This is a genomic window from Brucella sp. 22210 (genome assembly GCF_052045675.1).
Lineage (GTDB): Bacteria > Pseudomonadota > Alphaproteobacteria > Rhizobiales > Rhizobiaceae > Brucella.
The window spans coordinates 51,361-77,865 of the sequence record NZ_JBQEPD010000020.1 but is presented as its reverse complement, the minus strand read 5'-3'; the positions used below and the strand labels follow the sequence as shown (position 1 = coordinate 77,865).

Here is a 26,505-nt window from a genome sequence, read left to right as displayed (position 1 = left end):
TCGCCTTCGTCATCGACGCATTCGACCGCGAAATCATCGCCTGGACGGCGGTTGCCAATGCAGGCATTTCCGGCTCAGACGTGCGTGACATGATGTTGGAGGCGGTCGAGAAACGCTTCCATGCAACACGAGCCCCGCATGCTATCGAGCATCTCTCTGACAATGGCTCGGCTTATACCGCGCGGGACACGAGGCTGTTTGCTCAAGCACTCAATCTGACGCCCTGCTTCACGCCCGTGGCCAGCCCGCAGTCGAACGGAATGTCCGAGGCATTCGTTAAAACCCTGAAGCGGGATTACATCCGTATCTCGGCACTACCGGACGCCGAAACGGCGCTCCGTCTCATCGATGGATGGATTGAAGACTATAATGAAATTCATCCCCATTCCGCGCTCAAGATGGCTTCCCCTCGGCAGTTCATCAGGGCTAAATCAACCTAGCCGACGTGTCCGGCGAAACGGGGTGCACTCCATCCGTCTGGTTCGAACTCAGATGGGGTATCACTGCCTGCATCATCCTTACCGTCTCTTTGATCACCATGATCTTCTACTTTCACCCATCAACATCCAATGCCACTGCAGCATTTCGAACGGTAACAATCCTCCCTGAAATCAGTGGGCGCGTCGACCAGGTTTACGTGACCCGAAATCAAAAGGTGAATGCGGGAGAACCATTATTCAAACTGGATAGCAGTCAGCAGAAGGCAGCACTGGAAACAGCACAAAAGCGCATTGCTGAAATAGACGCCGAGATGCTCGTTGCCAAAAGTGATCTCGTTGCAGCCGACGCGCGCATCAAGCAGGCCGAGGCCGCCTTCCTGCAAGCGAAGAATGACGTAAACACCCAGACCGAACTGCAACGTCGCAATGTGGCTGCCCGCAACGAGGTTGAAAGGCTCCAATCCATTGCTGATGGTAAAGCAAGTGAGCTTGCAGCAGCAGCAGCCACCAAACAGACGCTTGAAACCAAGCTTACAACATTGCTTCCGGCACAAAAGGCCAGCGCAGAAGCCTCCGCCGAGCAAACCAAAGTGGAACTCAATAAAACCATCGTTAAGGCGGGCGTTACCGGCACTGTGCAACAATTTACACTGAGGGTCGGTGAAGTCGTCAATCCGTTACTTCGGCCTGCCGGGGTGTTGGTTCCTGAAACGGCGGGCAGGCTCGGACTTGTCGCTGGTTTTGGGCAGATCGAAGCCCAAGTCATGAAGCCAGGCATGATTGCGGAAGCGACGTGCATAGGGAAACCCTTCACAATCATCCCGATGGTTGTGACCGAAGTGCAGGATGTAATTGCAGGTGGACAAGTCCGCGCAAGCGACCAACTTGTTGATGTAAAGCAGCTCTCAACGCCCGGGACGATCACGGTCACACTTGAACCACTTTACGAAGGTCAGCTCGCAGATATCCCCCCTGGAAGTAGCTGCATTGCCAATGCTTACACCAGCAATCACGAGGAGCTTCAATCGGGCAAGGTCGGGACGATGAGATCGATCTTCCTACATGCTGTCGACGCGACGGCACTGGTTCACGCCATGATCTTGCGAATTCAAGCGGTCATGTTGCCGGTACGTACACTTGTACTCTCCGGCCATTGACACGGACGGGTACGCACAAGATAGCGGGACAACTGCTCCAAATGAGGTTTCTTCAGAATGGCGTTGCCTCACTATGCTACAGAGCTGATTTGTGAACGAACGAAATTGCGCGTCTCAAGTTCGCGTGGATTGTCGAATATTTGATCGGGCGTTCCTTGCTCAACCAGCACACCTTTTGAAAGAATGCAGATGCGGGTCGAAACCTCTCGTGCAAATGCATCTCATGCGTGGCCATCAGAATAGTCATTGCATTCTGGGCAAGTTCGCGCACCAATCAGACGAAAGACCTCGTGGACATCGACGGAGAGATTGATGCCCTTGAGTACCGCAAAGTTTCGTAAGATTTTAGACGTTAGATATCTCGATGAACGCGCTCATGACGAGCCAACCTTTGCGCTCCTGGCACGCCGTGCGAGAAGGTAATCGACGAAGCGCCTCTGCGGAATTGTTATGAGAATAAAGAAGATGCAGACGGTCGTGACGGCGGAAAGGTTGTAGCGGTTGGCCGCATATATTTAGGCCTGAGCGAACGTATCGATGATCCCAACGATGTTGACGAGAGCCATGTCCTTTTGCAGTACTACAAAGCCGCCAAGCAGCGGTGGGACAACCCGCCCGATACCCTGAGGAAGGATCACATGTAACAGCGCGTGCCGCGGCGTCAGCTCCAATGAAGGAGCGGTTGAGTGCTGGCTGTGATGAACGGATTCAATCCCGGCGCGAAATATTTCGGCGTTGTAGGCCGAAGCAAATCAGATAGATGACGACCACCGCAGGAGGTCCGCGAAACAGGTCGATGTAGCCAGTGGCCAGCATTCGAACAGGCGCCATGCCTCTCCCCGGCAATATTCGGCCGAGGGCAAACAACAGCCCAAAGATCACCAACCATTTCGGCGCGCGCTCATAGCATCGCAAATATCGATTGCCGCGCATGCAGGCAGCCAATATATAGATAAATATTTCATTAATTATAATAAAATAATCATTATTATACATAAATTACGGGATAACTCTTCTCATAAAATTATATATTATAATAATTATAACAATTTCCTTCATATTTGAAATAAAAATCATACGCGCTGAAATATTTTGCAATTATATGATTTACGAAATTGCATATTAGCAAACTCAGATTTAGATATTGTCTATGCTCGAAGACAAAATCGCATGAAGCAATATCAAGACATTTCCATCGCGAGGATAAATGGACAATATCAGCAGCGTTTGCGATGAGCTCGCCCCGAAACGAAACAATACAGATTTGTTGGATGAGATATCGCGGTTAAGCGAGCGCCTCGAAGCGCAGGAGAAGATGCTTGTCGAACAGGCCCTTGCTCTGCAGGACATGCGCCTGATTTTCGAGCAATCTGCCAAAGTTGCCAAGGTCGGAATATGGCAATGCACTCTCCCGAATGAGAGACTGCATTGGACAGACTTTGTGTATGATATTTTTGGCTTGCAACGCGGCAGCCCGCTAACAAGAGAAAATACACTGGCTCTCTACACCGAAGCATCGCGCAAAGAACTGGAGCTTAGAAGAACACAGGCCATCAACGATCGAAGCGGCTTCACACTGGACGCAGAAATTGTGCTGTCAACCGGAGAACACAAGTGGGTGCGCCTGACCGCTTCGGTGGAATGCGAGAACGATGTTCCAGTCAGACTGTACGGCATGAAGCAGGACATTACCGCACAAAAGCTCATGTTTGATCGGGCCCTCCACGATGCAGAGCATGACAAACTGACGGGTTTGGTGAACAAGTATAGATTCAACAAGTGCTTGGAAGATTTCTGCCTGATGCCAAATCATGACGGCATCAGAGGGTGCCTGCTTCTGATTGATCTTGATGGGTTCAAGGATATTAATGATCGGCTGGGGCATTTGGCAGGAGACGCGTGCATCGTACAAACAGCCAGTCGCATCAGGAATGCCTGTCGTGAATCGGATATCGTAGCGCGTATCGGAGGGGATGAATTCGCAATTTTGGCACCCGGGATCACCAGTCGTGACGAAGTTGTCTGCCTTTCTGAAAAATTGTTATCCGAATTCAGAATGCCGGTAGAACTCAACGGAGATCGTATTTCCATCACGGGCTCGATAGGTTTAGCTCTGCTTATCGACGAAACTGACACCGAAATTTTCACTATGGCTGATATGGCGCTGTATGCGGCCAAGGCAGCCGGACGCAATGCTTATCGCTTCTACGAAAAGTAACCAGGCTGGCACCAGCCTGGAGGCTGTGCGCGACCCCACACAAAACTAGCATCCATCGCGGCGGTCTACCATTTGGTGCATTTCCCTTGCATCGATTGCTCAGTTCTAGTGAAGTCAGGACGTACGACTTGCTTTGCAGGTGGCGAGAAACATTATAAATTGCTCTATTGGCAATGGCTTCGCAAACAACCAGCCTTGCCCGAATTCAACGCCCATAAGACGCAATGCTTCGAGCTGTTGCCCTGTTTCGATGCCTTCAGCCACACTGAACAGCCGGTGATCTCTGGCAATATTGACGATGTGCTGGGTGAGTGACCCACTTGTAGAAGGCTCTTTGACCGCGCTCACGAAGGATCGATCAATTTTCAATGCATCCAACGGCAATCCCTGCAAATGCTGCAAGCTGGAATAGCCTGTCCCAAAGTCATCAAGGGCAATAACGTACCCCGCGTTTCGCGCAACAATTAGTGTTTCGCGAGCAATCTCCGCATTGATGAAGCTGCGTTCTGTCACCTCCAGCCAGATCTGGCGCTTTTCGATACCGCTATAAAGTAGAAGCGCATCGAGCGTCTTCAGAGCACGACCAGTTTCAATGTCCTCCGGCGTAAGATTGATCGTAACATGCAACGAACGGTCATTAACAAGTATATGGTTCAGATCTTGAATGACGTGATCGATCACCTGGTCTGTGATCTTTTCAATGAGACCAGTTTCCTCCGCAAGGGGGATAAATGAATCGGGCGCAATGATCTCACCGTTTGGCCGTTTCCAACGCACCAGAGCTTCGGCGCCAACACAAATGCCATCGTGCAATCGAATAATCGGCTGATAAAAAACGATGAACTCGTGGTTGCGAATGGCAAGTTCAAGTTCCATTCTTTTTGAAAGCCGATTTCGCCAGTATTTGACCGACAGACCGATGACGAGCAGAGATAACATACAACCAATGGGCAAAGACTGTTCAAGGTTCTCCCTGAATGGCGGCCAAATCACAGAGCGATTTTCGAGCGCAACGGCTACCAAATCATCTTTACGCGCAATACCGGAGAGCCAGCCTTTACCCACCCCATCATGCGCCAATCTGTGTTTTGCGACTGAAAGCTGATCCTGAGTAGCGTTACGTTCACTGATCACGGTCCCCTGATCATTCAGAAGCACCACGGCAACACTCTCGATGACCGTAAAATTCAAAAGGCGTGTAGGCAGCATCAACGCTTCAAAAGGGCCGGTCCAGATTCCAATCATGTCTTTTTGAAAACTAGGGGTCGGCCTATAGTTGAGGGTAATGATATCCCCCTCAGCGGTCTTGTAACTGCTATCCGGGCGTTTAATGGCCCTCGGCCCCAGGCGCCACGATGTACATTTTTGCCGAGTGCCCTCAAAGTAGGCGATGTCTTCAATCACATCAGAGACAACAGTCAGGCTGCGCATACGAGCCATCATTTCAGGTGAGCAGACAGGCAAAGACAGCTTGCTTAAGTCCACCAGAACCTGTCGAACCTCATCGAAAATCGAGGTCGAATGCTCAACAGCCTGCTGCGCAAGAAGATCGATTTTCTGTTCTTCAATTTGCAGAGCAGAGCGGTAAGACCAAAAGACGCTTAAGCCCAATGGTATCAAACCGACAATCAGTGTGAATAGAGTTCCCAAAAGTAGAACTCGTGAACGTCTCGACGGCATCGAATTGAAATCACCTGGTGGCGGAAGTCTATTTCCTGGATAAATTTCTTCGCTTATACGACAGAAATAGACATTACCACCAGTGCAAAAGGCACTGATATATTAAACAATGTAATTCAATATAAATGGTAGATTTTACTGATCAGTATTAATCAAATAAATACATTTTTGATTACAACGGAAATTTGAATCAAAAAATAATTTTATATAAAGAACTTGATTTGAATTATCGTCATTTCTGATTATTCTCCAATGCCTAGAATATTATTCTCTCCCATTGAATGATCCATTGGAATGCCAATGCGTGCAAAAAATGATTGCCAATACCGGCTATGACGGCTGAAACTTGACGTCTGAGCGTCTCGCGCCGCATCTGCTGCTGATAAATGGCTAGTTAGTCTATTCCGAAAGTTCTCTATTCGGAGTTGCCCTTCGTCGAAAACATGACTAATGAACTCATATTTCTGAATGTGTCTTTGGATCAAGTGTATGTCTTCGATGAATGCCGTTTTTGAACGTTTCTTTGTACGAGAGCGTTCGCGTCTGAAACGGTTTGCCATAAAACTTCTTGGTAATGCGCACGACGCCGACGACATTCTTCAGGAGACCTACATCAAGCTCTCTTCACGCGAACTTTCAGACGGTGACAGAGGACTGGTGGTTCGTACTTTGACAACATTGGCCTTCGATCACATTCGCAGGCGGAAGGTTCATGACGCTGGCGGCAAGCCAGCATGTGACGAGATTTTTGTGGAGCACATCCAGCCCGAACGTATCGTTTCGTCGAAACGTGACCTCGCTGTTCTGCTCGAAGCGATCAATCACCTGCCGCGCCGCCGTGCGAAAATCTTCTTGCTCGCGCGCGTCGATGGCATGGCTTATGGACAAATCGCACAAACACTCAACGTTTCGATCAGCACGGTCGAGAAAGAAATGGCCGCCGCCATAGCTTTTTGCCATAAGTGGCAGCAGTCCCATGGCTGATTGCGTTTCATGTGTCATAACTTTAAATAGCAAAAGTATGTTGGAATCTGGCAACCACGAAAAGTCGAAAGACGTAGCGATTGATGAAGCCGCGACGTGGTTTGTCCGTATGAGCAGTCATCCGGTGGCGGAGGATACAAAGCGCTCGTTTCAATTGTGGTTGCAAGACAGTCCCGCTAATTCGGACGCCTATGACAGCATTTGCAAGCTGTGGGGTGACTTGAAAGCACCGGCTCAGATTGTCGCCAGATCCAGCCGACCCAAATTGGGTTGGATTGAATACTTTGTCTCTTACCGGGTCTTGAAGTGGACGGCCGTTGCAACCTCAGCCGTCCTGTTCATTGGCTTGGGCGCAATCTGGCGCGATGAAGGTTTGATAGCCCGAGGATTTGCGGACTATGCCACCTCACCTGGAACCCACCGTGAAGTTGCACTTTCGGATGGAACCAAGATTTATCTGGATGGCGACAGTGCCATGGATACGACGTTTTTGGTCGACGAACGTCATATTAAACTCATCCGTGGTCGCGCATGGTTTAACGTAGCGCGCGATGAAAACCGGCCGTTCTATGTCGAAACACAAAACGCAACCGTCCGCGTTCTCGGAACAGTTTTCACCGTCGATATCGAGAAAAGCGATAAAACGACAGTCAGCGTGGAAAGCGGGGAGGTTTCAGTTCACTCCGCAGACAGCCAAATCGAGCTTGAAGCAGGCAATGTTGCAACAGCTTCGCCCGGCGGTCTTCACAAGCTGGAAAATGCCGAGATCGACAGGATGAGTTCCTGGCGTCGGGGGCTCATTATTATGAACCAGACACCGCTCGAAACCGTCTTGTCAGAAGTTTCGCGTTATACAACGGGTCGGATTGTAGTCTCGGGCCAAAACATCAAGAACCTACAGCTTTCGGGTGTATTCCGTACAGATGATACTGATGCAATATTCGCAGCACTGCAATCAGTGCTAGGCCTAAAAGTCAGAAAAATTCCGGGTTTGCTGACGTTTATCTACCGCTAAACTGCTTTCGGTAGACATTGCGGATTATTTTTACGGGTTTTCCCGGTCTCGTCCGTTCTTTGCATGAAGGGCTCGATGCCCAAGCAATTGAACAGGGACGATTCATGGAAAAGACACTCAGAACAGCGCTCGCCTTGGGCAGCATTTCGTTAATCGCGCTGGTAGTCGCAACAACACCAGGCGTTTTGGCGCAGGATATGGGTTTGCAAAACGAACCTTCCATGTTCGTTTTCAATATTCCGTCAAAGCCACTGCTGTCGGCTCTTGCCGATTTCACGCAGGTAACCGGTATCCAGATAGTGAGACAGGACGGTAATCTTATCCAGGGGCCATCCATTGCCATTACAGGTCGCCAGTCTGCCAATGCTGCACTGACCCAACTGCTATCGAAATCAGGGTTAGACCATCGTTTCATCGATGCGCATACGGTGAGCATCTTTGATCGCAGGGCAACCACCCCTGAAAACTCAACCACTATTGCGCCCGACGATGGAACGACCTTGCTAGAGACAATCGTAGTCGACAACACAAGGATGACGGAAGCCGCTTCGGTTTATACTGCGCCTCGCTCCAGCGTTTATGTCTCCGGCGAGGAACTGGGCCGCTATGGCCCCATCTCCCCAGCGGACATTCTCAAGGGTCTACCTGGCATTCAAGTCGCTGATAGCAGGAATGGCGGTGGCGTGGACGTCAATATTCGCGGGATGCAGGGACAAAGCCGCGTGGCGGTCACCGTGGATGGATCGCAGCAAGCTCTGAATGTTTACCGCGGCTACGCGGGCACGCAACAGCGGAGCTATTTCGACCCTGATCTCGTCAGCGACATGATCATAAGCAAGGGGCCGGGACTGGCCGCCGGTGCAGCCGGCGCAATTGGAGGCACTGTCGCGATCACAACCTTGCGTCCCGAAGACATTCTCAGTCCTGGCAAGAATATCGGTGTGCGATTGAAGGGCGAGTTGTGGGACAACGGTGTTAAGCCGCCGCATCGTAATTCCCAGATAGAAAGCAGCAGTGAGTTGTTTGCTAAGCCTCAGCAAGGCAAAGACAATCTGTTTGACTCCGATGCCAGGTCGGGCAGTGCAGCTTTTGCCTTCCAGCAGGACAATTTCGATTTCATCGCAGCTTATGCCCGCCGCAATCAGGGCAACTACATCGCCGGGCGTCATGGCCACAATAAATACCGCATATTTGGTAGCTCCGGCTATGAGCAAAATTCTGCGGCGACATCCTATGCGCCGGGCGAAGAAGTTCTCAATACATCTGCCAAGACAGAATCCATTCTATTGAAGACGACAATCCGACCAACGGATGAACAGGAACTGGAACTCAGCTACCGTCGCTTTGACGGTCGCTTCGGCGAAATCATGCCATCCGATATTTTCCGCTCCGGAACAGCTGGCGTCTATCAGTATCCGCAAGGTGAGATGTTGATCAATTCCGCTTCCGCACGTTACGCTTTTGATCCCGCAGGCAATGACTGGATTAATCTCAAGGCCAATCTTTGGTGGACAGATGCACAAAGCAGTCAGATAAACGGCGTTACAGGTCCCAAGTCACAGTACTTCGCAAGTGATCGTAGTTGGGTCAGAATGTCCAATCGCCGTATTGGCGGTGATGTCTCCAACAAATCGGATTTTGCAACCCGGTTTGGCGATTTCAACCTCACGCTCGGCGGTTCGTTCCAGCACGAGGATATTCGGCCGCAGGACAGTGTTGTTACTACCGAGCACGATCTTAACACCAACCGGTTTCTGCGTGATGGTTCGAGAACGGAGATGAGCCTTTCAGGTCAACTTCAGTATCGGCCAATTGATACACTCGAATTCTGGGGTGGCGGTCGTTACAGTATGTTTCGCTCTAAAGACCGCAATGCTATGTCGAAAGCGCGTTGGGAGGAGGTTTTTGGCCGGTGGATATATGCATCCAACTCCAAAGATTCTGGCTATATGTTCTGGCGACCCGATGCAAATGGTGTGTTTGGCGATGCCACGGACCCTCGCCCGAACAATGGACTGCTCTTTGGTGACAGCAACAATCCATTCGATGGAGTGCCCTTCAATGATTTTGGCGCCACCTATACGCACGCATTTGATCCCCGTTGGTCGGAAACCGTTGTCGGCTTTGACCGAGGGTCTCCAATGTCGGCCAAAGACAGCGGATTCACTCCTGCTTTTGGTGCAAATTACGAGATTGCGCCGGAGACCTTCCTTTATGTGAGCTATGCAGAAGGCATGCGCATGCCTTCGCTTTTTGAGACGACCTTGGGAACACTTCAGGTAGAGCCGACAAGTGGGCTGAAGCCGGAACGTTCACGCAACTGGGAAATTGGAGCCAGCACCACACTTGATAATCTGCTAAGCGAGGGCGACACGACTTCGCTAAAGCTTGCCTACTTTAACACCAATGTCAAAGACTACATCACCCGCTACTATGATCCGAATACGAACGGCGTGATGACTTTCTCAAATGCAGAAAATTACAAAACGAGCGGCCTTGAGTTTCAGTCCAAGTTTGACAATGGCAAAATATTTGCTGATCTGTCGACCACCTATTATTTCAAAACCGAGACATGCGATCCCGCATTTGCGTCATACTTGCGCGAAACCGCGGGGACTTATCAACATACCGAGAATACACCCGATTGCACGCCCGGCAGCTTCATGGGTTCCTATACCAATACACAGAACCCGCCAAAATATGCGGTGAATCTGACCTTGGGCAGCCGCTTCTTCGAGGAAAAGCTGATCCTGGGAGGGCGAATGATCTATACATCCGGCCCCACCGAGAAAGTGAGCGAGCCTTGGCAAACCGGTGCGACGACGCCGCAGCTCGTTTATCACCCGGTAGCAATTTTCGATGCATTTATGAGTTACAAGCTTAAAGACGACGCCATCTTCAACGCATCGGTCCAGAATATCACGAACCGGTACTATCTAGATGCGTTGGCACAAAGCTTCATGCCGGCTCCCGGACGTACATATCGCGCCGGGCTGACAATCAAGTTTTGAAGTATTGAACATTGGAGCGACCCACGACGTATATGTGTCGCATCACGTTTTCACACCGCCTCTTAAGCAGATCAACAAGCCCCGCTAGCAATGGCGGGGCCTGCAGCATTGATCAGCATCATTGGTAAAGCGATTGATCCGCCGACTTTCAGTGTGCACAACCAAGTGGCCGGGTAGCCTCTTGGCTGTGCAATTGTATTGCGCACTCAATCGCGTTTACCAGCCTATCCATGTCGTCAGCTCCCTTTTGCCGCCGTCAATACATCACAGCTATTCACGGAATGACACCGACCTCGACCAACGCCAGGCCCTTGTTTGCTGATACGTGCGTGACAGCAGCCTCCAATGCCGCGGGCAGATCGTCCGCTCGATCGACGCGCTGTGCAAAAGCGCGACTGGCCTGCGCGATCATCGTGAAGTCGGGTGTAGGCCCCAGCGAAGTCAATGGCATGATATTGGCCTGCGCAGCATAACCGTCCGGATAGAGATTGGCGACCGACTGGCGCACCGCACCCCATTCGGAATTGTTGACCACCACAACCACAATCGAAAGGCCCAGAGCTTCCGCGATCTGATGGCAGACCACGGGATTGGCAAACATATAGGAGCCATCTCCCATAGTCGCGACGACAAGCCTGTCAGGTTTTGCCAGTTTTATGCCGAGAGCAGCGGGGAAAGACCAGCCAAGACCACCCGAATGCGGTTCCTGAAACCAGCTTCCATGCCCGTTCAATGTCACTGTCTCCATCAGACAGCCAAGCTCCGACAGAATTGATACCTCGTGACCCTGAACAGCCCGCGAAAGACAGAGACTGACGTGATCTTTCGTTATACCGGAGTTCTGCCCGGTCTCAGCCCTGGAAATGACTTTTTCCCGTCGCGTGCGACAGCGTTCCCGTACATCTTCGCGACGATCATCGACGTTACGGTTGCCTTCGACGCCGAATTCCTCCAGCGCCTTTTCCAATGCAACAAGAAACGGGCCGAGCTCGCTGGTTATGGTCCGGTCCGACGGAAAATTCCGATAGGGGAACCGCTCGTAAAGCGGATCCGCACCAACCTGAAAAATCCGGCAATCCGCTTTCGGTTCGTGAATGGCTGGGGACCAAGGCGCCAGACAATCCAGCACGACGATGAGATCCGCCTCTTCAATCCACGGCGCAATTTCGTCGCCAGTTGAAAAGGGATGATCGGTCGCAAGCGCAAGCTGTACCGCCCAATACTGGCTGACAGGGATAGCCCAGTTGCGGGCAATCCGATCCAGAGCAGCAAAACCCTGCTGTGTCCCAGCACCTCTCTGTGCTACAAACAAGGGGCGCTGCGCAGCATGGATGGCCTTCGCTAGTTCGCTCACGCCATCAAGGTCAAGCGCAGAAACGGAAGCCGCCACCCGGCTGGGTGCGGTCAAGCCTTCATACTCAACGACCTCACACAGCACTTCGCGTGGAACACTCACATAGACTGGGCCTCGTGGTGTGGAACTCGCAATGGCAAATGCCCGGTCAATGACGTCTGGTATCTGCTCTGGAAAGCGGAGTTCATAGTCCCATTTGGAAGCTTCGCGGACCAGCGCATGCTGATCGCGCATTTCCTGTCCCCAGCCGATCGGCACTGTGCGCGCACCAAAACGCCCCTTTTCAAGCGTTGGCGTTCGCCCCGACAACAACAGCATGGGGATTTGTTCAGCTGCGGCATTGATGGCGCCCATCGCGCAATTTGCAAGACCGACATTGGTGTGCGCCATCACCGCCTGCGGACGGCCTGATGCGAGATAGTATCCGTGCGCCATCGCGACAGCGGCGGACTCGTGAGGAATGACAAGCGCTTCCGGCAATGCAATACCGTTAGCCTTGGCTTCAGCCAGCCCCTCGATAATGGGAGGAAAGTCGGTACCGGAATTGGCAAAAATATAGTCCACGCCAACAGCTTTCAGCCGCGCCAGAAGCGCGCCTCCTGCAGTCATGGAATGGCCAGTCTGGTATCGAACATCCATGCGGCTTGCTCCTCCTGAGAATTTCGCATCCAGTTCTGCTCTCAGCATATATTTCTATATGTGAAATACTTATTGCTATTAATGCTAGTTCCGTTATACTTCTCATGTCAACATGCTTTGATATTTTGTGATCAGCGCGTCCGGTCGGGAGAAAGATGCGACATGAGCCAGGCCAATGGATCGGTTATTAAAGCCTTCCAGATATTGGACTTATTCGACGATCAACTGCTTCAGATTGGAACGAGTGATGTCGTCTCGCGCCTGAGGTTGAATACCATTACCGCGCACCGTTTTCTAAAAACCCTTGAAGCCGCCGGCGCACTCGTTGCGGTGTCGCGTGGTCAGTATCGACTGGGGTACAAACTTGCTGAATTGGGCAAACGCGCGGCTGGTGCGGACAATTTGCGCAGCGCCTTGCAGCCTGTTCTCGATCAATTGACAAAGGAAGTTGGCGAAGGGACGCTTGCTTCCACTTTTGACGGGGAAAGTGCGATCTGCATCGCTCGCGCCCTGCCTGATCGGCCGATGTTCGTATCCATTCAGCTTGGTAGCCATCTCGAAGCCTATGCCAGCGCGCATGGCAAATTGTGGCTGGCGCATTTAAGCGACGCCGCACTTGAGGCCTATCTCGACCGAGTTGAACTGAAAACACTCAACGACGGCTTTGTACCAAGCCGGTCAGGCCTTATCGCCGAACTCCGTGAAATTAGGAAAACCGGCCTCGCCTATAATCGCGGTGAACGCGAACCCGATGTCTATGCGCTGGCTGTGCCAGTCCTCAATCCGTCCGGTAAAATGATCTGCGGCCTTTCTGTCTTCAGTTCAAAAAGCCGGATGGAACCGCTGATCGCCAATGACCTTGCAGCCAGGCTCCGCGCATCAGCACAGAGAGTGCAGATCGCCTTCTACGGCACGGCAGCTCAAGCCAGTTGAACACAACTCGATTCCATTAAACGGGAGGATTAAATGAATATTGGACTGCTGATAGATGGCCAGGATGTCGCGGCGCTAGGCAACGCAACTTTTACCCGTATTGATCCTGTCACTGGCGAAGAAGCCACTACAGCGCCCGCGGCCCGGCAGCCCGATGTCGACAAGGCCGTCCAGTCTTCGGCAACGGCCTTCGTACAATGGTCCGAAGTCGGTCCAAGCGAGCGTCGAACCATTCTGCTCAAGGCGGCAGATATTCTCGAAGCGAAGATCGGTGACTTCATCGCCTGCGGCATTACTGAAACCGGGGCGACGGCCCCTTGGATTGGCTTCAACGTTGGGCTCGCCGCGAAAATCCTGCGCGAAGTCGCTGCTGCAACAACCCAGATCAAGGGTGAGATTATTCCGTCGGATAAGCCTGGAACCCTTTCCATGGCCGTACGCGAACCGGTTGGCGTCATGGTTGGAATGGCGCCGTGGAATGCCCCGGTCATTCTGGCCGTGCGCGCCTTTGCGATGCCCATCGCCTGTGGCAATACGGTTGTTCTCAAATCGTCCGAAATGTGCCCTCGCCTGCATCGAATGCTGGGCGATGTGATGATTGAAGCGGGCCTGCCAAAGGGTGTTCTCAATATTGTCAGCCACAGCGCTGAAGACGCGCCCGAAGTTGTCAACGCGCTTGTATCGCATCCCCTCGTTAAGCGTATTAACTTCACCGGCTCCACACGGGTTGGGAAAATCATCGCTCTTGAAGCTGCCAAGCACCTCAAGCCCGTGCTTCTTGAACTGGGAGGCAAGGCGCCATTGGTCGTATTGGATGACGCTGATCTGGACGGCGCCGTCAACGCGGCGATTTTCGGCGCTTTTATGAATCAGGGACAAATTTGCATGTCCACTGAACGCATTATCGTCGATGAGAAAATCGCCGATGAATTCGTGGCCAGATTTACGGCACGAGCTTCGGCTTTGCCGAGCGGCAACCCACGCGAAAAGGTGGCTCTGGGTGCAGTTGTCGCGCAAGGTACGGTTGACCGGGTGCTGGAACTCGTTGCGGATGCCCAAAAATCAGGGGCTGCCGTCACAACCGGTGGGACGGCAAATGGGACGATCATGCCGGCGACCATCGTCGATAAAGTTATACCGGCAATGCGTCTGTTCCGCGAGGAGTCCTTTGGACCCGTCGTGTGCGTGATACGCGCCCGTGACGACAAGCATGCCATCGAACTGGCCAACGACACGGAATACGGCCTGTCTTCAGCGGTGTTCAGCCAGAACATAGACCGCGCGCTCAAGGTTGCGCGTAAAATCGATGCAGGCATTTGCCATATCAACGGACCAACGGTGGGAGATGAACCACAAATGCCGTTCGGTGGCGTCAAAGACAGTGGCTATGGAAGATTTGGTGGTTCTGCGGGCATAGACAGTTTCACCAATCTGCGATGGATCACGATTGAAGACCCAAAGCAGCATTATCCATTCTAACCTCTCTACCAAACCGAAGCCATACCAGAGGTGATATGGCTTCGGCTTTACCCCCAGCCGAAACAAAGGCACAGCACCTCCCCACATCACAGCCAGCAACATTGTTCGCCAAAGGCGTCCTACCCCTCAATCAAGCTTAGGAGTGGTATTACGATGACCAAATTGACACGACGCAATGTAAATACTCTTATCGGCACGCTTATTGCCGGTGGCATGGCACCGAAAGGTGCCTATGCCCGCAATTACGGTAGTGGCGGTACAAAACTGGCGATGACCAATATACGCATGCTCATTGGCCAGGAGATCTCGCCCCCCGGCACTATTCTGATCGAGAATGGTGTTATTTCAGCAGTCCTGGCCGATACGTATGATACAGCATCGGCTCTGGAAAATGCGCAGGTTGTCGATTATCAGGGGCGATACCTAATCCCCGCCTTCACCTGCAACCATGCCCATGTCGGCCTTATCAAGGGTACGACGGGCGGACGACATAATTTCACGCCCGAGAACGCCTATGCGGCGCTGCGCCAGTTTCAGGCTTACGGTATCGGTACAGTGGTATCGCTCGGCATGACACCGACGCCTGAGCCCACAACACGCGAACACATGCGCAATAACCCGCAATATGGCGCGTCCTTCATGACGGCAGGTGCGGGAATATATGCGCCCGACGGGCTGTCGCCGCGCCCCCAGATACCCGAAGAAGCGCGGCAGGTCGTTCGCCAAATGGCGCAGCAACCCATCGATATTATCAAGCTATGGATCGATACATTCGGACCCATTGAACCTATGAGCGAGGATTGCTTTCGCGCCGCTATCGATGAGGCACATCAATTGGGGTTTGCCGTCGCCGCACATGTCTACACGCTCGACCACGCAAAAAGACTAGTGGCTGCGGGTGCAGATATTCTTGCTCATGGCGTTCGCGACGTTGAGATTGATCAGGAATTTATCGATGCCGTTCGCGAGAGGGGCACATGGTATATTCCAACAGTGCACATGGATGAAGCGACTTATATTTTCGCCGACCAGCCAGCGATGCTGGAAGATCCCTTCCTGCAATCGGCATTAAGCCCAGAACTGAAAACCCAGTTTGCCGACGCAGAATGGCGAGAGAGGACGACGACCGGTGAACGGGCACAAAAAGCGCGGCGCGATGTCGAAATGAATCTCCGCAATCTGTCAAAGTTGATAGAGGCTGGCGGCGTCAAATTTGGCTTTGGCGCGGATGCAGGCGCGTTCCCGGAACGCATTCCCGGCTTTGCTGAACATCGCGAACTGGAACATCTGGTCAATGCTGGCCTCTCACCCTCTCAGGCAATCGGCGTCGCGACCGAACAGGCCGCAGCATTGCTGAAATTGACCGACAGGGGCAAGATCGCCAATGGAATGCGCGCCGATCTCGTCGTCCTTGATGCCAACCCTCTTGATGACATCACCAACACGCGCAAAATTCATGCGGTCTGGCAGCAAGGAGAGCTGGTCTCTCTCGGTTCACCGTAATCAACTGAGACCACATTGCCTGTGCCAGTTTGCAGGGACTATGCATACGGTGCCTGAAACATTCAGGCCCTGCTGTTCTCATTTTTTGGGCGGTAGTTTGGCATGTCGGTCAAGCCCGATGATGATGCGCATCAGAGTGTCCAGCAGCGCCTGCCTGTCTGGTCCAACAATCTGATTAAGGGACGCATTATGTGCTGATGCGCATGCGCGTAATTCCGACAGATACTTCTCACCGGCAGGCAACAGGCTGAGCAATCTTCCCCGCCGATCAACGGGATCGATATCGCGACGGATCATTTCCTTCTTTTCAAACTCCTGCAGGATTGGCGTAATGGTAGTCTTGTCGCGGCCCACCTGACGGCTCAGTTCTGTCTGCGATATGCTCGGTTGATCATGGATGATCCGGAGCACGGCATAGTGGCCCGGGCGAAGACCTCGTTGGTCAACAATCGAGGCATAGGCGGCAAACGAGGCTTCTTGCGCCCGGCGCAGTATGAACGCGATGTTATCGGCGAAATCCTCGTCAGACGAATTATGGGGCATAGGCTGGTTCCGTTTCATTCCTGATATTCTCGTTCTCGACGAAAAGTACCTCTTTGTCTGGTCGTTGCCGGGTCAAGGGATTCAGATAAGTGACTTTCCATCAAGTTGAGCAAAACACAAATTCCAGGGATGGGAAAACCTTAAAAGACTTTTCCCTGATCTTAACTGTGTGCCGCCCAGCCGCGCGCGAAAATTTTGCCAATCTTCGTTGCAGAATGCGGCCTTATTTCAAGACCAAAAGCATTCCAGAAAACGACCCAAACGTGCGGTTGGCCCAGTGCATATTTTGGGCAAGTCGCTTTGCATCACGCGACCTCCACTCAGCCCTTGTGTGAATGAGCATCATAGGGCATAAATTCCATATAGTTGGAGTCCAAACTAATTGTAAAGGAATATCACCAGGTCACAATCGGGAGGAAATTATGGGAAGAGGAAGCAGCATGCCTGTGGAGGTGGTGTCATGAACAACATCCATCACACAGTGGGAAGTGGAGAAGTCGACATCGGCGAGTTGCTCGATGAAGGCCCTTGGACAACCGTACAACGTATTGTGGTGTTGATCGCAGCACTATCAATCGTTCTTGATGGCTTTGACGGTCAGCTTATTGGATACGCAATCCCCGTGCTCATTCAAGAATGGGACGTATCGCGTGCTGATTTTGCTCCGGTGGTTGCTTCTGGCCTATTTGGAATGGCTTTCGGCAGCGCTTTTGCAGGCCTTATTGCGGATCACTTCGGAAGAAGACTGGCTGTGATTTTGTCTGTCATCACCTTTGGGCTGGGAACGATGGCCATTGGTCTATCGCAGGGAATTTGGACTATTGCTCTGTTCCGGTTCATCGCCGGACTTGGCATTGGTGGGGCGCTTCCGACATCGACCACCATGACCGCTGAGTATACGCCACGCAAATACAGAACCGTTGCAGTCACCGCGACCATCGTGTGCGTTCCGCTTGGAGGTATGCTTGCGGGGATTTTCGCGTCCTGGATATTACCAACATTTGGATGGCGAACATTGTTCGTCGCAGGTGGTGGAATTTCAGTTTTCTTTTCTGCTTTGTTGATCGCCTATTTTCCGGAATCCCCGCGCTGGTTATCGCGTCAGCCGACCAAAGCGAAAATTCTCGCGGATCTGCTTGCCCGGATTGAGCGCCCTGTCCCTGTCGGCGCGCGACTTGTCGATCCCACGGAACGGATCAGCGGTAAAAGCGGGATTGGAACTTTGTTCACTGACGGCAGAGCCTTGAGTACAGTCGCTCTATGGACTGCGTTCTTCACCACGCTGTTGTCGGTATACCTGACCTTCAGCTGGCTTCCGACATTATTGACATCGGAGGGATTGAGCCTCTCTTTGGCAGGTTCAGGTTTAACGGCCTACAATCTTGGAGGCGTGATTGGCGCATTGGCTTGTGCGGTCGCGATAAACCGGTTTGGTTCTCGCGGTCCGCTTGTAGCCTGTTCATTCGCGGCGGCGGCTACAGCGCTTTACTTGAGCCAGCTCAATGAGATGGAAGCAACAACCATATTGATCATCGGGATCGGGCTACATGGTCTGTTTGTTAACGCTGTACAATCGACAGCATTTGCTGTCGCTGCCAATCTTTATCCGACAGAGGTCCGCGCGAGCGGAACTGCGGCAGCTCTGGTGATAGGACGCCTGGGCGCGATATCGAGCGGATTTGCCGGAGCAGCGGTCATTGCGAGTGGCGGTGCGCAAAGCTATTTTGGATTGCTGTTTATTGCGATGGCGATATCAGGATTTGCATTTCTGATCCTGCGCAAGCATATCCCGCCCACACACCATTAACCCACAACTGTGGATGCGGGATATGCATTCTCCCGCATCCAATCATTTTTCACATGGCATTCACTACAGACGCCCGCATTGTTGATTAAAGGGAAAGTCCATTGCCCCGTAATCTTCTCAAAATATAGAATGTCAATGCGATCCCGAGTATAGAGAGCACTGTTGCAAGCGTGAAAAGATGGGCGTAGCCGAATTTATCGGCAAGGAAGCCGGCGACTGAAGAGCCGACGAGATAAATCAGCAGTTCGGCACAGGCAAGGATCGTGAAATCTGTGCCCGGCTGATCGGAGGACGATGCTTTCATGAACAGTGAGTAGATCGCGACCAGTTCCATATAGCGCAAAAAGGTTTGGACCGCCGACACAGTCATAGCAACCGTGATGCCCGGCCAGATTTCCGCGGCATTGAAACTGAACGCGAGGAAGCAAAGACTGCGCAATAATCCAAGTAGAACGAGCGCAGAAAAAAGCCCTGTCCAGCGGATAAGCAGAGCGGCCAAAACGGCTCCAATCAGGCCAGCACTCGCAGCGGCAGCCCCGGAAAGATAGCCTATCCATGACAACGGCAGCCCGATATCGACGAGGTAACTGCCTTCCATCCCCCTTACCATACCTTCGCTCGCCCGATAGGTCAGAGCAAAGCAAAGGATGAGCCAGGCGTTCGGCTGTTGAAAGAAACGTTTTAGGCTGGCGTGCGGCTTGTCCCGGCGCTGTTTCTGCTCACCTGTTTCATCCATCCATAACCCTGCCAGAAGCGGCAGCAGCGAAAGGCCGGCAACGATAAAAATCGTCGGACGCCAGCCGATCTTGTGGAAGAGCACAAGGGCCAACGTGCCACCCACGATCACACCAAGTGCAACTGCACCGGCCTGGATTGCATTGCCTGTGGCCCGCGTCTTGTCATTGAGATGACGGACGGCATAGCCATCGGTGGCAATGTCCTGCAAAGAAGACAGAAGCGTTATACAAAGACAGATCGCAAACAGTGCACCCGCCTGTTGCGGCTCTACGAAAGCCATACAGGCAATGCCGAAAGAAACCAGAAGCTGAGTGACAATTACCCAGCTTCGCCGATGTCCCCAGCTTGCGATGAGGGGATAACGATCCACCAACGGCGCAATCGCGAATTTTGCGATCAGTGGGATCATCAGAAGATAGAAAAGCCCGATAGCCGTGCGCGAGGCGCCGCTTTCGCGCATCAAGGGAGGCAATGCGACCAATAGAAGATAGGTCGGAATGCCCTGCGCGAGATAAAGCCCCCCGAGAACGGTATAAAGGCGTGCATTGGCGCCTATCTTCTGTGTCGATAATTCGTCTTGTTGCGCAATCATCAGAAGGTTTTGCTCAAAGCGAGGGCGAAAGTCCTGCCACGGCCCTTGTAGTCGAAGATTTCTTCAGGCGCGAGGGCACCATAAAGCGCCTTGGCGCGTGATCCCCACACGGTGTTGTATTCCTCGTTAAACACGTTGTGCACGCCGAAATTCACCGTCATGTCGGCCTTCTTAACGTGATAGGAGCCAATGAGGTCAAACAGCGTGTAACCTTCGATTTTGTAGCCGGAATTATCTTCCAGATCGAAGATATGCTGACCCTGCAGGCGCAGATTGAGTGTTTCATTGCCCCAGCCTACATGACCGCCAAGCTTGGAAACACTGGCCGAGCCGATGGTATCCTTGACCCAATCACCGTCTTGATCGACTTCAGTGCGTACCCATTGGCCAAGAATGCCCACATCGAAGCCATGATCGAGTTTCATACCCGCCTTACCTTCGATGCCATAGACCCGACGTTCATTATCCTCAAGCTCGACTGCAAGCGTCGTGCGATTAAGCACGATGGAACGATCGGAGGTGGAGTAGAAGCCTGCGGCCTCCAGATTATAGGTGCCGTCATCAAGACGGTAGCCGATCTCGAATGAATCGGTTTTGATCGCTTCAAGAGCGGAATTTGCAACATTTACGCCGCTCATCAACGCGTAATGGCCACCTGAGAGCGAGTAAGCACCATAACCGTAATATTTTGCCGGATCGGGAAGCTCAAAGCCCTGGCTGAAATTCGCATAGACCTGCTGTGTGTCTGTCAGACTGTAAGTAGCACCAGCATTGAACAAGAAAGCGTCGTAATCGACCGAGCCGCCGGGAATTGAATCGGCCGAAGTCGCTGTCCCATTAAGAATAGCGATCTGTTGCGCCGCGCCAACAAAGTCGCCAACTTCCGTTTTGGTGTACTGATAGCGCACGCCGCCATTGAAGGTAAGACGATCCGTTGCTTCATAGGAGGCCTCTGCGAAGCCAGCGAAGGTGGTAACGTCAATCTTGGGATAAAGGCCCGTGACGCCTGCAGTCTGGAAATCCATCGCACCGCTCTGCAAGGCCTTGCTCATATCGAAGATGTGTTGGTTTGAAGAAAGCGAATCCCTGTCAGCATCAACACCATAGGTAATGCGCAACCCGTCAAGCGGCTCCGAGATGAGTGCGGCCTTCATGCCGTAATAATCCGTATCCTGCGCGCTGCCATAAAAGTAGGTCGAGCTTGGGAACGGATGGAAATTGATCTTTTCGCTGCGATAGAAGCCTTGCAAGAGCAACTGCTGGCCGAAAAAGTCATTGTCCGTATAAGTCGCATTAAACATGGATCGGCGCGTGCGTGGATTGAAATCCGAATTGTAGCCGTCCCGTGTTTCGATGAGGCTTGGATTGCGCAGCCCAGCGAGAAATTGCCCAAAGTAGACGCTATAATCGGATTTCTGTTCCGAATTAAAATATTGTCCGCTCACCTCCAGCCGTCTATCCGGGTCAAACTGGAAGCCCGCACTGCCCATAAGATCGATGCGCCGGTTAAAAGCGGTCGAGGTTTGGGTAATATCTGGCACGACCATTGTGCCGTCAGCGTCGTAAAACGCGCCGCTGCGATTGCCCGCGAGCGACAAGCGGGCGTCCCATGCCTCGCTATTATACTTGACAGCAGCAGCGCCGTTGCGATCCAAGTCATTGCCAGCGCGGAACCCGCTTTCTATGCCAGCCGTAACTTCGCCATGCAAACCGTCCGGCGCGTTCTTACCTTTCTTGGTGATAATATTGATGATACCGCCGGTGGCATTGCCGCCATAGAGTGAAGTCGCACCAGAAAGAACTTCAATCCGCTCAATGTTGAATGGGTCGATAGAATCAAACTGACGGCTCAGTCCACGGGCGGAGTTCATCGATATTCCGTCGATGAGCACCAAAGCCGTGCGTCCGCGCAGGTTTTGCCCATACGAAGTACGAGCCCCTTGGCTGGCCGGATCAAAACTCGGTATTTCCTGCGCCAGAATCTGCTGAATGGTTTCGCCGGAACGTGCGCGCATCTGGATCTGCTGCTCGTCAACGACATAGACAGTGCGAGCCGTCTCTGAAATCTGTTGCCCACCGCGACTACCCGTAATCGTGATGGCGTTCAGTACCGTTCCTTTATTGGTCTCGGCATCTACTTCGGTCGCGGTCTGCGCCAATGCCTGTGCGGCAACGCTGCCGGTCGCAACCAGAGCGGCAACCGAAATCCCGAGATATTTGTTATGCATGAATTTCTCCAAGGACATGAGCGACACGATTTCCGCCAGCTATCCAGTATTTTATAAACAGGACTATTCTCGTCATGTTTAATTTATTAAAAGACAGATAGCTTGGAGATGAGCGAACCGGAAATGGATTGAAGCGAACCTTGAAGGGCTTTTGCATTGAATACGATGGGAAGCGTTAAACCGGTAAAATTTGGCAGCACGGCTTCAAGGGCGACAGATGGGCTAAAGCCGTGCCTCAAGATATTGCGAGACATGATGGGCATGCCATCTGTATTGCCGGCGCGGGGTGATCTGTCACAGGTACGCGGACTATTTTGGAACCATGCGTTACTGGTGCTGACCACGATTTATTTTCCGCTGGTCCGCACACGTCTGTCGGCACCCGGTTCTCGGGATGCGGGCATCGTAATTTTGCGCGCAATGAGTGGCCCGGTACACGTGGAGGAAGGACAGACCCGGCTCGATCTCGCAAAAGGCGAAGCCATTTTCATGCCATCGGATGTGCCGCTCTCGCTAATCCTTCCCGATGGTGGGCGTCTGGACTGCGCTTATCTGCCATCGGCAGCGATCTCCAAGATGAAAGCAGAAGTTTCAAATTTGTTTTGGCAACCACTTCCTATCACCTATTTACCTTTTCAATTGCTGGTAACCTATGCAGGTTATCTTTTGCAGCAAGACTATCAGACGGAAAGTGATGCCGAGATTATGGTCAATCACTTTTATGAATTGCTACCCATATTGGTAGCAAATTTGCAGGCACGGAATACAAAGCAGACCCTGACCGGACGAATGGGAGCTGTAAAAGACCGGATTGACGCCCGGGTCGTAGATGCTGGCTTCTCGATAATGGAGCTAGCCCAGTCCGAGGGGATAACTCCCCGTGCTATCCAAAAGCTATTTAAAAGAGAGAACACGACATTCTCGCGTTATCTGCTTGAGCGCAGGCTTGATATGGCACGGTCTGCGATACTGCATGGGGATGTATCCGCCATAGCGAAGATTGCATATGGTTCAGGATTTGACGACCCAGCCTATTTCAGCAGAGTGTTTCGCAATTTTTACGGCGTCAGCCCGTCTGCCTTGAGGCGTCAAATCGCTCGCAGCATATCGGGGTGACGATTAAACGGTCGCAACCCCACCCTTGCGTTTGTTCAGAGACATGGCTGCGTTTGAGTTCAAACCAGCCATGTCTTCGTTCCGAGCGCATTCGCTACAATCGTTGCTGTACGAATGCGGACACTCCAGCTTGGACTCCATACTCGCTCGCATTTGCTTGTATGTATGTCCAGTCTGGAGTTAGCCCTTAGTAATGGACCGACAGTGAGTCGATCAGTGTAGCCTTGGGTGGGGCGAACTTTGTCAGATTTATTCCCTCAACGGCGGAACGATATTCTTCCACGCTAGGCGTACGGCCAAGGATCGCCGACAACACTACCAGAGGGGTGGAAGCGAGAAGCGATTCACCCTTCTTTTCCGCAGTATCTTCAACGACGCGGCCCTGGAACAGGCGGGTTGAGGTCGCGAGAACCGTATCGCCCTTTTCGGCCTTTTCCTGGTTGCCCATGCAGAGGTTGCAGCCCGGGCGCTCGAGATAGAGAATGTTCTCGTATTCGGTGCGGTTTGCCGTTTTCGGCTTCAGATCATCGAATTCAAAGCCCGAATACTTCTGCAGGATTTCCCAGTCACCTTCGGCCTTCAGCTCGTCGATGATGTTGTAGGTCGGCGCAGCAACAACAAGCGGTGCCTTGAACTCGACCTTGCCCTGTTCCTTTTCGAGATTCTTGAGCATCTGGGCAACGATCTTGATGTCGCCCTTGTGGACCATGCACGAACCAACGAAGCCGAGGTCTACCTTCTTGGTGCCGCCGTAGTAGGAAACCGGACGGATCGTATCGTGGGTATAGCGGCGCGAAACGTCGGCATTATTGACGTCCGGGTCAGCGATCATCGGTTCGTTAATCAGGTCCAGATCGACGACGACCTCTGCAAAATACTTCGCATTATCGTCTGGTTTCAAAGCTGGCTTTTCGCCCGAACGGATTTCCGCGATGCGGGTATCCGCCTTATCGATCAGGCCCTGCAACGTGCGGGCAGCATTGTCCATACCCTTGTCGATCATGATCTGGATACGCGACTTGGCGATTTCCAACGACTCGATCAACGTCTCATCCTCGGAGATACAGATCGACGCCTTGGCCTTCATTTCGGCCGTCCAGTCGGTGAAGGTGAAGGCCTGATCGGCAAGCAGTGTGCCGATATGCACTTCGATAATGCGGCCCTGGAAGACGTTGTCTCCATGCTGCTTGAGCATCTGCGCCTGTGTGGCATGGACCACATCGCGGAAATCCATATAGGGCTGCATCGTGCCCTTGAAGGTGACCTTGACCGACTGGGGAATCGGCATGGTCGCTTCGCCGGTGGCGAGCGCCAGCGCTACGGTGCCCGAGTCTGCGCCAAAGGCGACGCCCTTCGACATGCGAGTATGGCTGTCACCGCCGATAATAATCGCCCAGTCATCCACGGTGATGTCATTCAGCACCTTGTGGATGACGTCCGTCATCGAATGATAGACGCCCTTCGGGTCACGCGCGGTGATAACGCCGAAATTGTTCATGAAAGACATCAGCTTAGGGATATTGACCTGAGCCTTCTTGTCCCAGACAGACGCCGTATGGCAGCCCGACTGATAAGCACCGTCCACGAGTGGCGAGATGGTCGTCGCCGCCATCGCTTCAAGCTCTTGCGCGGTCATCAGGCCGGTCGTGTCTTGCGAACCAACGATGTTGACCGTCACGCGCACGTCGGAACCGGCATGCAATACCTTGCCAGGCGTTACGCCAACGGCGTTGCGATTGAAGATCTTCTCGACAGCCGTCAGGCCCTGACCTTCAACCGAGAGTTCCTTGTTCGGAGCAAATACCGGCGTTGCCTCGACACTAAGCGTCTGGGCCGCAAATGTCTGCAACTTCTTGCCGAAGACGATAGCATAGGAGCTGCCCGCCTTCATGAATTCCATTTTCTGCGGTGTGAACGAGGAAGCGACATCGACCAGCTCGTTTCCAGCTTCGTCGCGCAGCTTCTTGTTCTTGGCGTCGATCTTCAGAACGGTACCGGTTTCAACCGAGAACTTCTGTTCCAGGATCGGGTTGCCGTCATTATTGAGGATCGGCTTGCCGTTCTCGTCGAGCTTCTTGACCCAGTTCTTCAGGTTGATACCGATGCCGCCGGTGACGTCGACGGTGGTTGCGAAGATCGGCGAAATGCCGTTGGTGCCAGCGACAACAGGAGCGAAGTTGACGAAAGGCACATAGGGACTCGCCTGTTTGCCGGTCCACAGTGCCACGTTGTTCACACCGGACATGCGCGACGAGCCGACGCCCATCGTGCCTTTTTCGGCGATCATCATCACACGCTTGTCAGGATGCTGCTTCTGAAGCGCTACAATTTCCTGCTGTGCTTCAGGCGTGATCATGCACTGACCATGAAGCTGACGGTCGGAGCGCGAGTGCGCCTGGTTGCCCGGGGAAAGAAGGTCGGTCGAGATATCGCCTTCTGCGGCGATGAAAGTCACGACCTTGATTTCGTCTTCAACGTCCGGAAGCTTCGTGAAAAACTCTGCCTTGGCATAGCTTTCGAGAACGTCCTTGGCGACGGCATTGCCAGCCTTATAGGCATCGCGCAGGCGGAACATGTCAGCGTCGTAGAGGAAGACCTGGGTCTTCAAAATCTCACCGGCCTTCACGGCAATCGCGGCATTGTCGCCAAGCGTGATGTCGAGCAGCACTTCGACCGAAGGCCCGCCCTTCATGTGCGACAGAAGTTCGAGGGCAAATTCGGGTGTGATTTCAGGAACGGCGGTTTCACCGAGCACGATTTTCTTCAGAAACGCAGCCTTGGCGCCAGCAGCACTCGTCGTGCCCGGCAGCGTGTTGTAGATGAAGAAATGCAGGGCATCTTTCCGATATTCGCTGCCAGTGTCCTCAATCAGCGCGATGATTTCACTGGTTAGCCTGCCATCGTCAATCGGCTTGGGAGCAAGCCCTTGATTTTTTCTGCTTTCGATTTCAGCCAAGTAATCCAGATAAAGATTCATCGCAATTCCAACATCATGAGGCTTGAGGTGCCGAAATGCACCGCTACTGAACGATATTTCTAATCGACCGGGGTTTGAGTACGCCAACACG

At 52.6% G+C, this 26,505-nt stretch carries 16 protein-coding genes and 2 pseudogenes; 11 read left to right on the top strand and 7 right to left on the bottom strand.

The annotated features are described in order from the left end of the window. Nucleotides 1-440, top strand: a 440-nt coding sequence (locus tag ACTJKP_RS19890) for an integrase core domain-containing protein (RefSeq protein ID WP_440631580.1), incomplete at its 5' end; no start/stop codon positions are given. A 32-nt stretch (nucleotides 441-472) separates the two neighbouring features. Next, nucleotides 473-1,597: pseudogene (locus tag ACTJKP_RS19885) on the top strand (HlyD family secretion protein); the annotation flags it as partial. A 515-nt stretch (nucleotides 1,598-2,112) separates the two neighbouring features. Here ACTJKP_RS19885 and ACTJKP_RS19880 read toward each other — a convergent pair. Continuing rightward, nucleotides 2,113-2,334: pseudogene (locus ACTJKP_RS19880) on the bottom strand (amino acid ABC transporter permease); the annotation flags it as partial. Between the two features lie 470 nt (nucleotides 2,335-2,804). Here ACTJKP_RS19880 and ACTJKP_RS19875 point away from each other — a divergent pair. Beyond that, on the top strand, nucleotides 2,805-3,815 hold the full coding sequence (locus tag ACTJKP_RS19875; protein ID WP_440631897.1) for a diguanylate cyclase domain-containing protein: 1,011 nt from the start codon (nucleotides 2,805-2,807) through the stop codon (nucleotides 3,813-3,815). Between the two features lie 114 nt (nucleotides 3,816-3,929). On the opposite strand, the gene ACTJKP_RS19870 is transcribed toward ACTJKP_RS19875, so the two are convergent. After that, nucleotides 3,930-5,465: an EAL domain-containing protein gene (locus ACTJKP_RS19870; RefSeq protein ID WP_440631896.1), complete on the bottom strand. Its 1,536-nt coding sequence runs from the start codon at nucleotides 5,463-5,465 to the stop codon at nucleotides 3,930-3,932. 519 nt (nucleotides 5,466-5,984) lie between these two features. On the opposite strand from ACTJKP_RS19870, the gene ACTJKP_RS19865 reads away from it, so the two are divergent. The 3 genes from ACTJKP_RS19865 to ACTJKP_RS19855 all read left to right on the top strand — a co-directional run bounded on the left by ACTJKP_RS19865 (nucleotide 5,985) and on the right by ACTJKP_RS19855 (nucleotide 10,505). Then, on the top strand, nucleotides 5,985-6,479 hold the full coding sequence (locus tag ACTJKP_RS19865) for an RNA polymerase sigma factor (protein ID WP_440631895.1): 495 nt from the start codon (nucleotides 5,985-5,987) through the stop codon (nucleotides 6,477-6,479). Then, nucleotides 6,472-7,494, top strand: a complete 1,023-nt coding sequence (locus tag ACTJKP_RS19860; protein WP_440631894.1) for a FecR family protein — start codon at nucleotides 6,472-6,474, stop codon at nucleotides 7,492-7,494. The genes ACTJKP_RS19865 and ACTJKP_RS19860 overlap by 8 nt, the downstream gene beginning before the upstream one ends. A gap of 104 nt (nucleotides 7,495-7,598) precedes the next feature. After that, complete coding sequence (locus tag ACTJKP_RS19855) at nucleotides 7,599-10,505, top strand: TonB-dependent receptor domain-containing protein (protein WP_440631893.1); 2,907 nt, start codon at nucleotides 7,599-7,601, stop codon at nucleotides 10,503-10,505. 274 nt (nucleotides 10,506-10,779) lie between these two features. Here ACTJKP_RS19855 and ACTJKP_RS19850 read toward each other — a convergent pair whose 3' ends face one another. Then, a complete protein-coding gene (locus tag ACTJKP_RS19850) occupies nucleotides 10,780-12,498 on the bottom strand; it encodes a thiamine pyrophosphate-requiring protein (protein WP_440631892.1) in 1,719 nt (572 codons plus the stop codon). Nucleotides 12,499-12,660: 162 nt separating this feature from the next. Between ACTJKP_RS19850 and ACTJKP_RS19845 the strand changes: the two genes are divergently transcribed. The 3 genes from ACTJKP_RS19845 (at nucleotide 12,661) to ACTJKP_RS19835 (ending at nucleotide 16,413) form a co-directional block, all read left to right on the top strand. Beyond that, a complete protein-coding gene (locus ACTJKP_RS19845; RefSeq protein ID WP_162762679.1) occupies nucleotides 12,661-13,431 on the top strand; it encodes an IclR family transcriptional regulator in 771 nt (256 codons plus the stop codon). 33 nt (nucleotides 13,432-13,464) lie between these two features. Beyond that, a complete protein-coding gene (locus tag ACTJKP_RS19840; RefSeq protein WP_440631891.1) occupies nucleotides 13,465-14,910 on the top strand; it encodes an aldehyde dehydrogenase in 1,446 nt (481 codons plus the stop codon). A gap of 153 nt (nucleotides 14,911-15,063) precedes the next feature. Beyond that, complete coding sequence (locus ACTJKP_RS19835) at nucleotides 15,064-16,413, top strand: amidohydrolase family protein (protein ID WP_440631890.1); 1,350 nt, start codon at nucleotides 15,064-15,066, stop codon at nucleotides 16,411-16,413. Nucleotides 16,414-16,491: 78 nt separating this feature from the next. Here the strand turns inward: ACTJKP_RS19835 and ACTJKP_RS19830 are convergent, their stop codons facing one another. After that, nucleotides 16,492-16,974: a MarR family transcriptional regulator gene (locus ACTJKP_RS19830; RefSeq protein ID WP_210189485.1), complete on the bottom strand. Its 483-nt coding sequence runs from the start codon at nucleotides 16,972-16,974 to the stop codon at nucleotides 16,492-16,494. Nucleotides 16,975-17,416: 442 nt separating this feature from the next. Between ACTJKP_RS19830 and ACTJKP_RS19825 the strand changes: the two genes are divergently transcribed. Further along, the gene (locus tag ACTJKP_RS19825; protein ID WP_440631889.1) at nucleotides 17,417-18,763 is read left to right on the top strand and encodes an MFS transporter; all 1,347 of its coding nucleotides are present in this window, start codon (nucleotides 17,417-17,419) and stop codon (nucleotides 18,761-18,763) included. A gap of 85 nt (nucleotides 18,764-18,848) precedes the next feature. Here the strand turns inward: ACTJKP_RS19825 and ACTJKP_RS19820 are convergent, their stop codons facing one another. Together ACTJKP_RS19820 and ACTJKP_RS19815 are read right to left on the bottom strand one after the other, a co-directional pair. Beyond that, nucleotides 18,849-20,093 carry a RhtX/FptX family siderophore transporter gene (locus tag ACTJKP_RS19820; RefSeq protein WP_440631888.1) on the bottom strand — a complete coding sequence of 415 codons (1,245 nt, stop codon included), beginning with the start codon at nucleotides 20,091-20,093 and terminating at the stop codon, nucleotides 18,849-18,851. Continuing rightward, nucleotides 20,093-22,321 carry a TonB-dependent receptor gene (locus tag ACTJKP_RS19815; RefSeq protein WP_440631887.1) on the bottom strand — a complete coding sequence of 743 codons (2,229 nt, stop codon included), beginning with the start codon at nucleotides 22,319-22,321 and terminating at the stop codon, nucleotides 20,093-20,095. Before ACTJKP_RS19815 ends, ACTJKP_RS19820 begins: the two co-directional genes overlap by 1 nt. Before the next feature lie 252 nt (nucleotides 22,322-22,573). Here ACTJKP_RS19815 and ACTJKP_RS19810 point away from each other — a divergent pair, with 252 nt between their 5' ends. Further along, nucleotides 22,574-23,437, top strand: a complete 864-nt coding sequence (locus ACTJKP_RS19810) for a helix-turn-helix transcriptional regulator (RefSeq protein ID WP_440631886.1) — start codon at nucleotides 22,574-22,576, stop codon at nucleotides 23,435-23,437. Between the two features lie 187 nt (nucleotides 23,438-23,624). Here the strand turns inward: ACTJKP_RS19810 and ACTJKP_RS19805 are convergent, their stop codons facing one another. Then, nucleotides 23,625-26,414 carry a bifunctional aconitate hydratase 2/2-methylisocitrate dehydratase gene (locus tag ACTJKP_RS19805; protein WP_440631885.1) on the bottom strand — a complete coding sequence of 930 codons (2,790 nt, stop codon included), beginning with the start codon at nucleotides 26,412-26,414 and terminating at the stop codon, nucleotides 23,625-23,627. Between the last annotated feature and the right edge of the window lie 91 nt (nucleotides 26,415-26,505).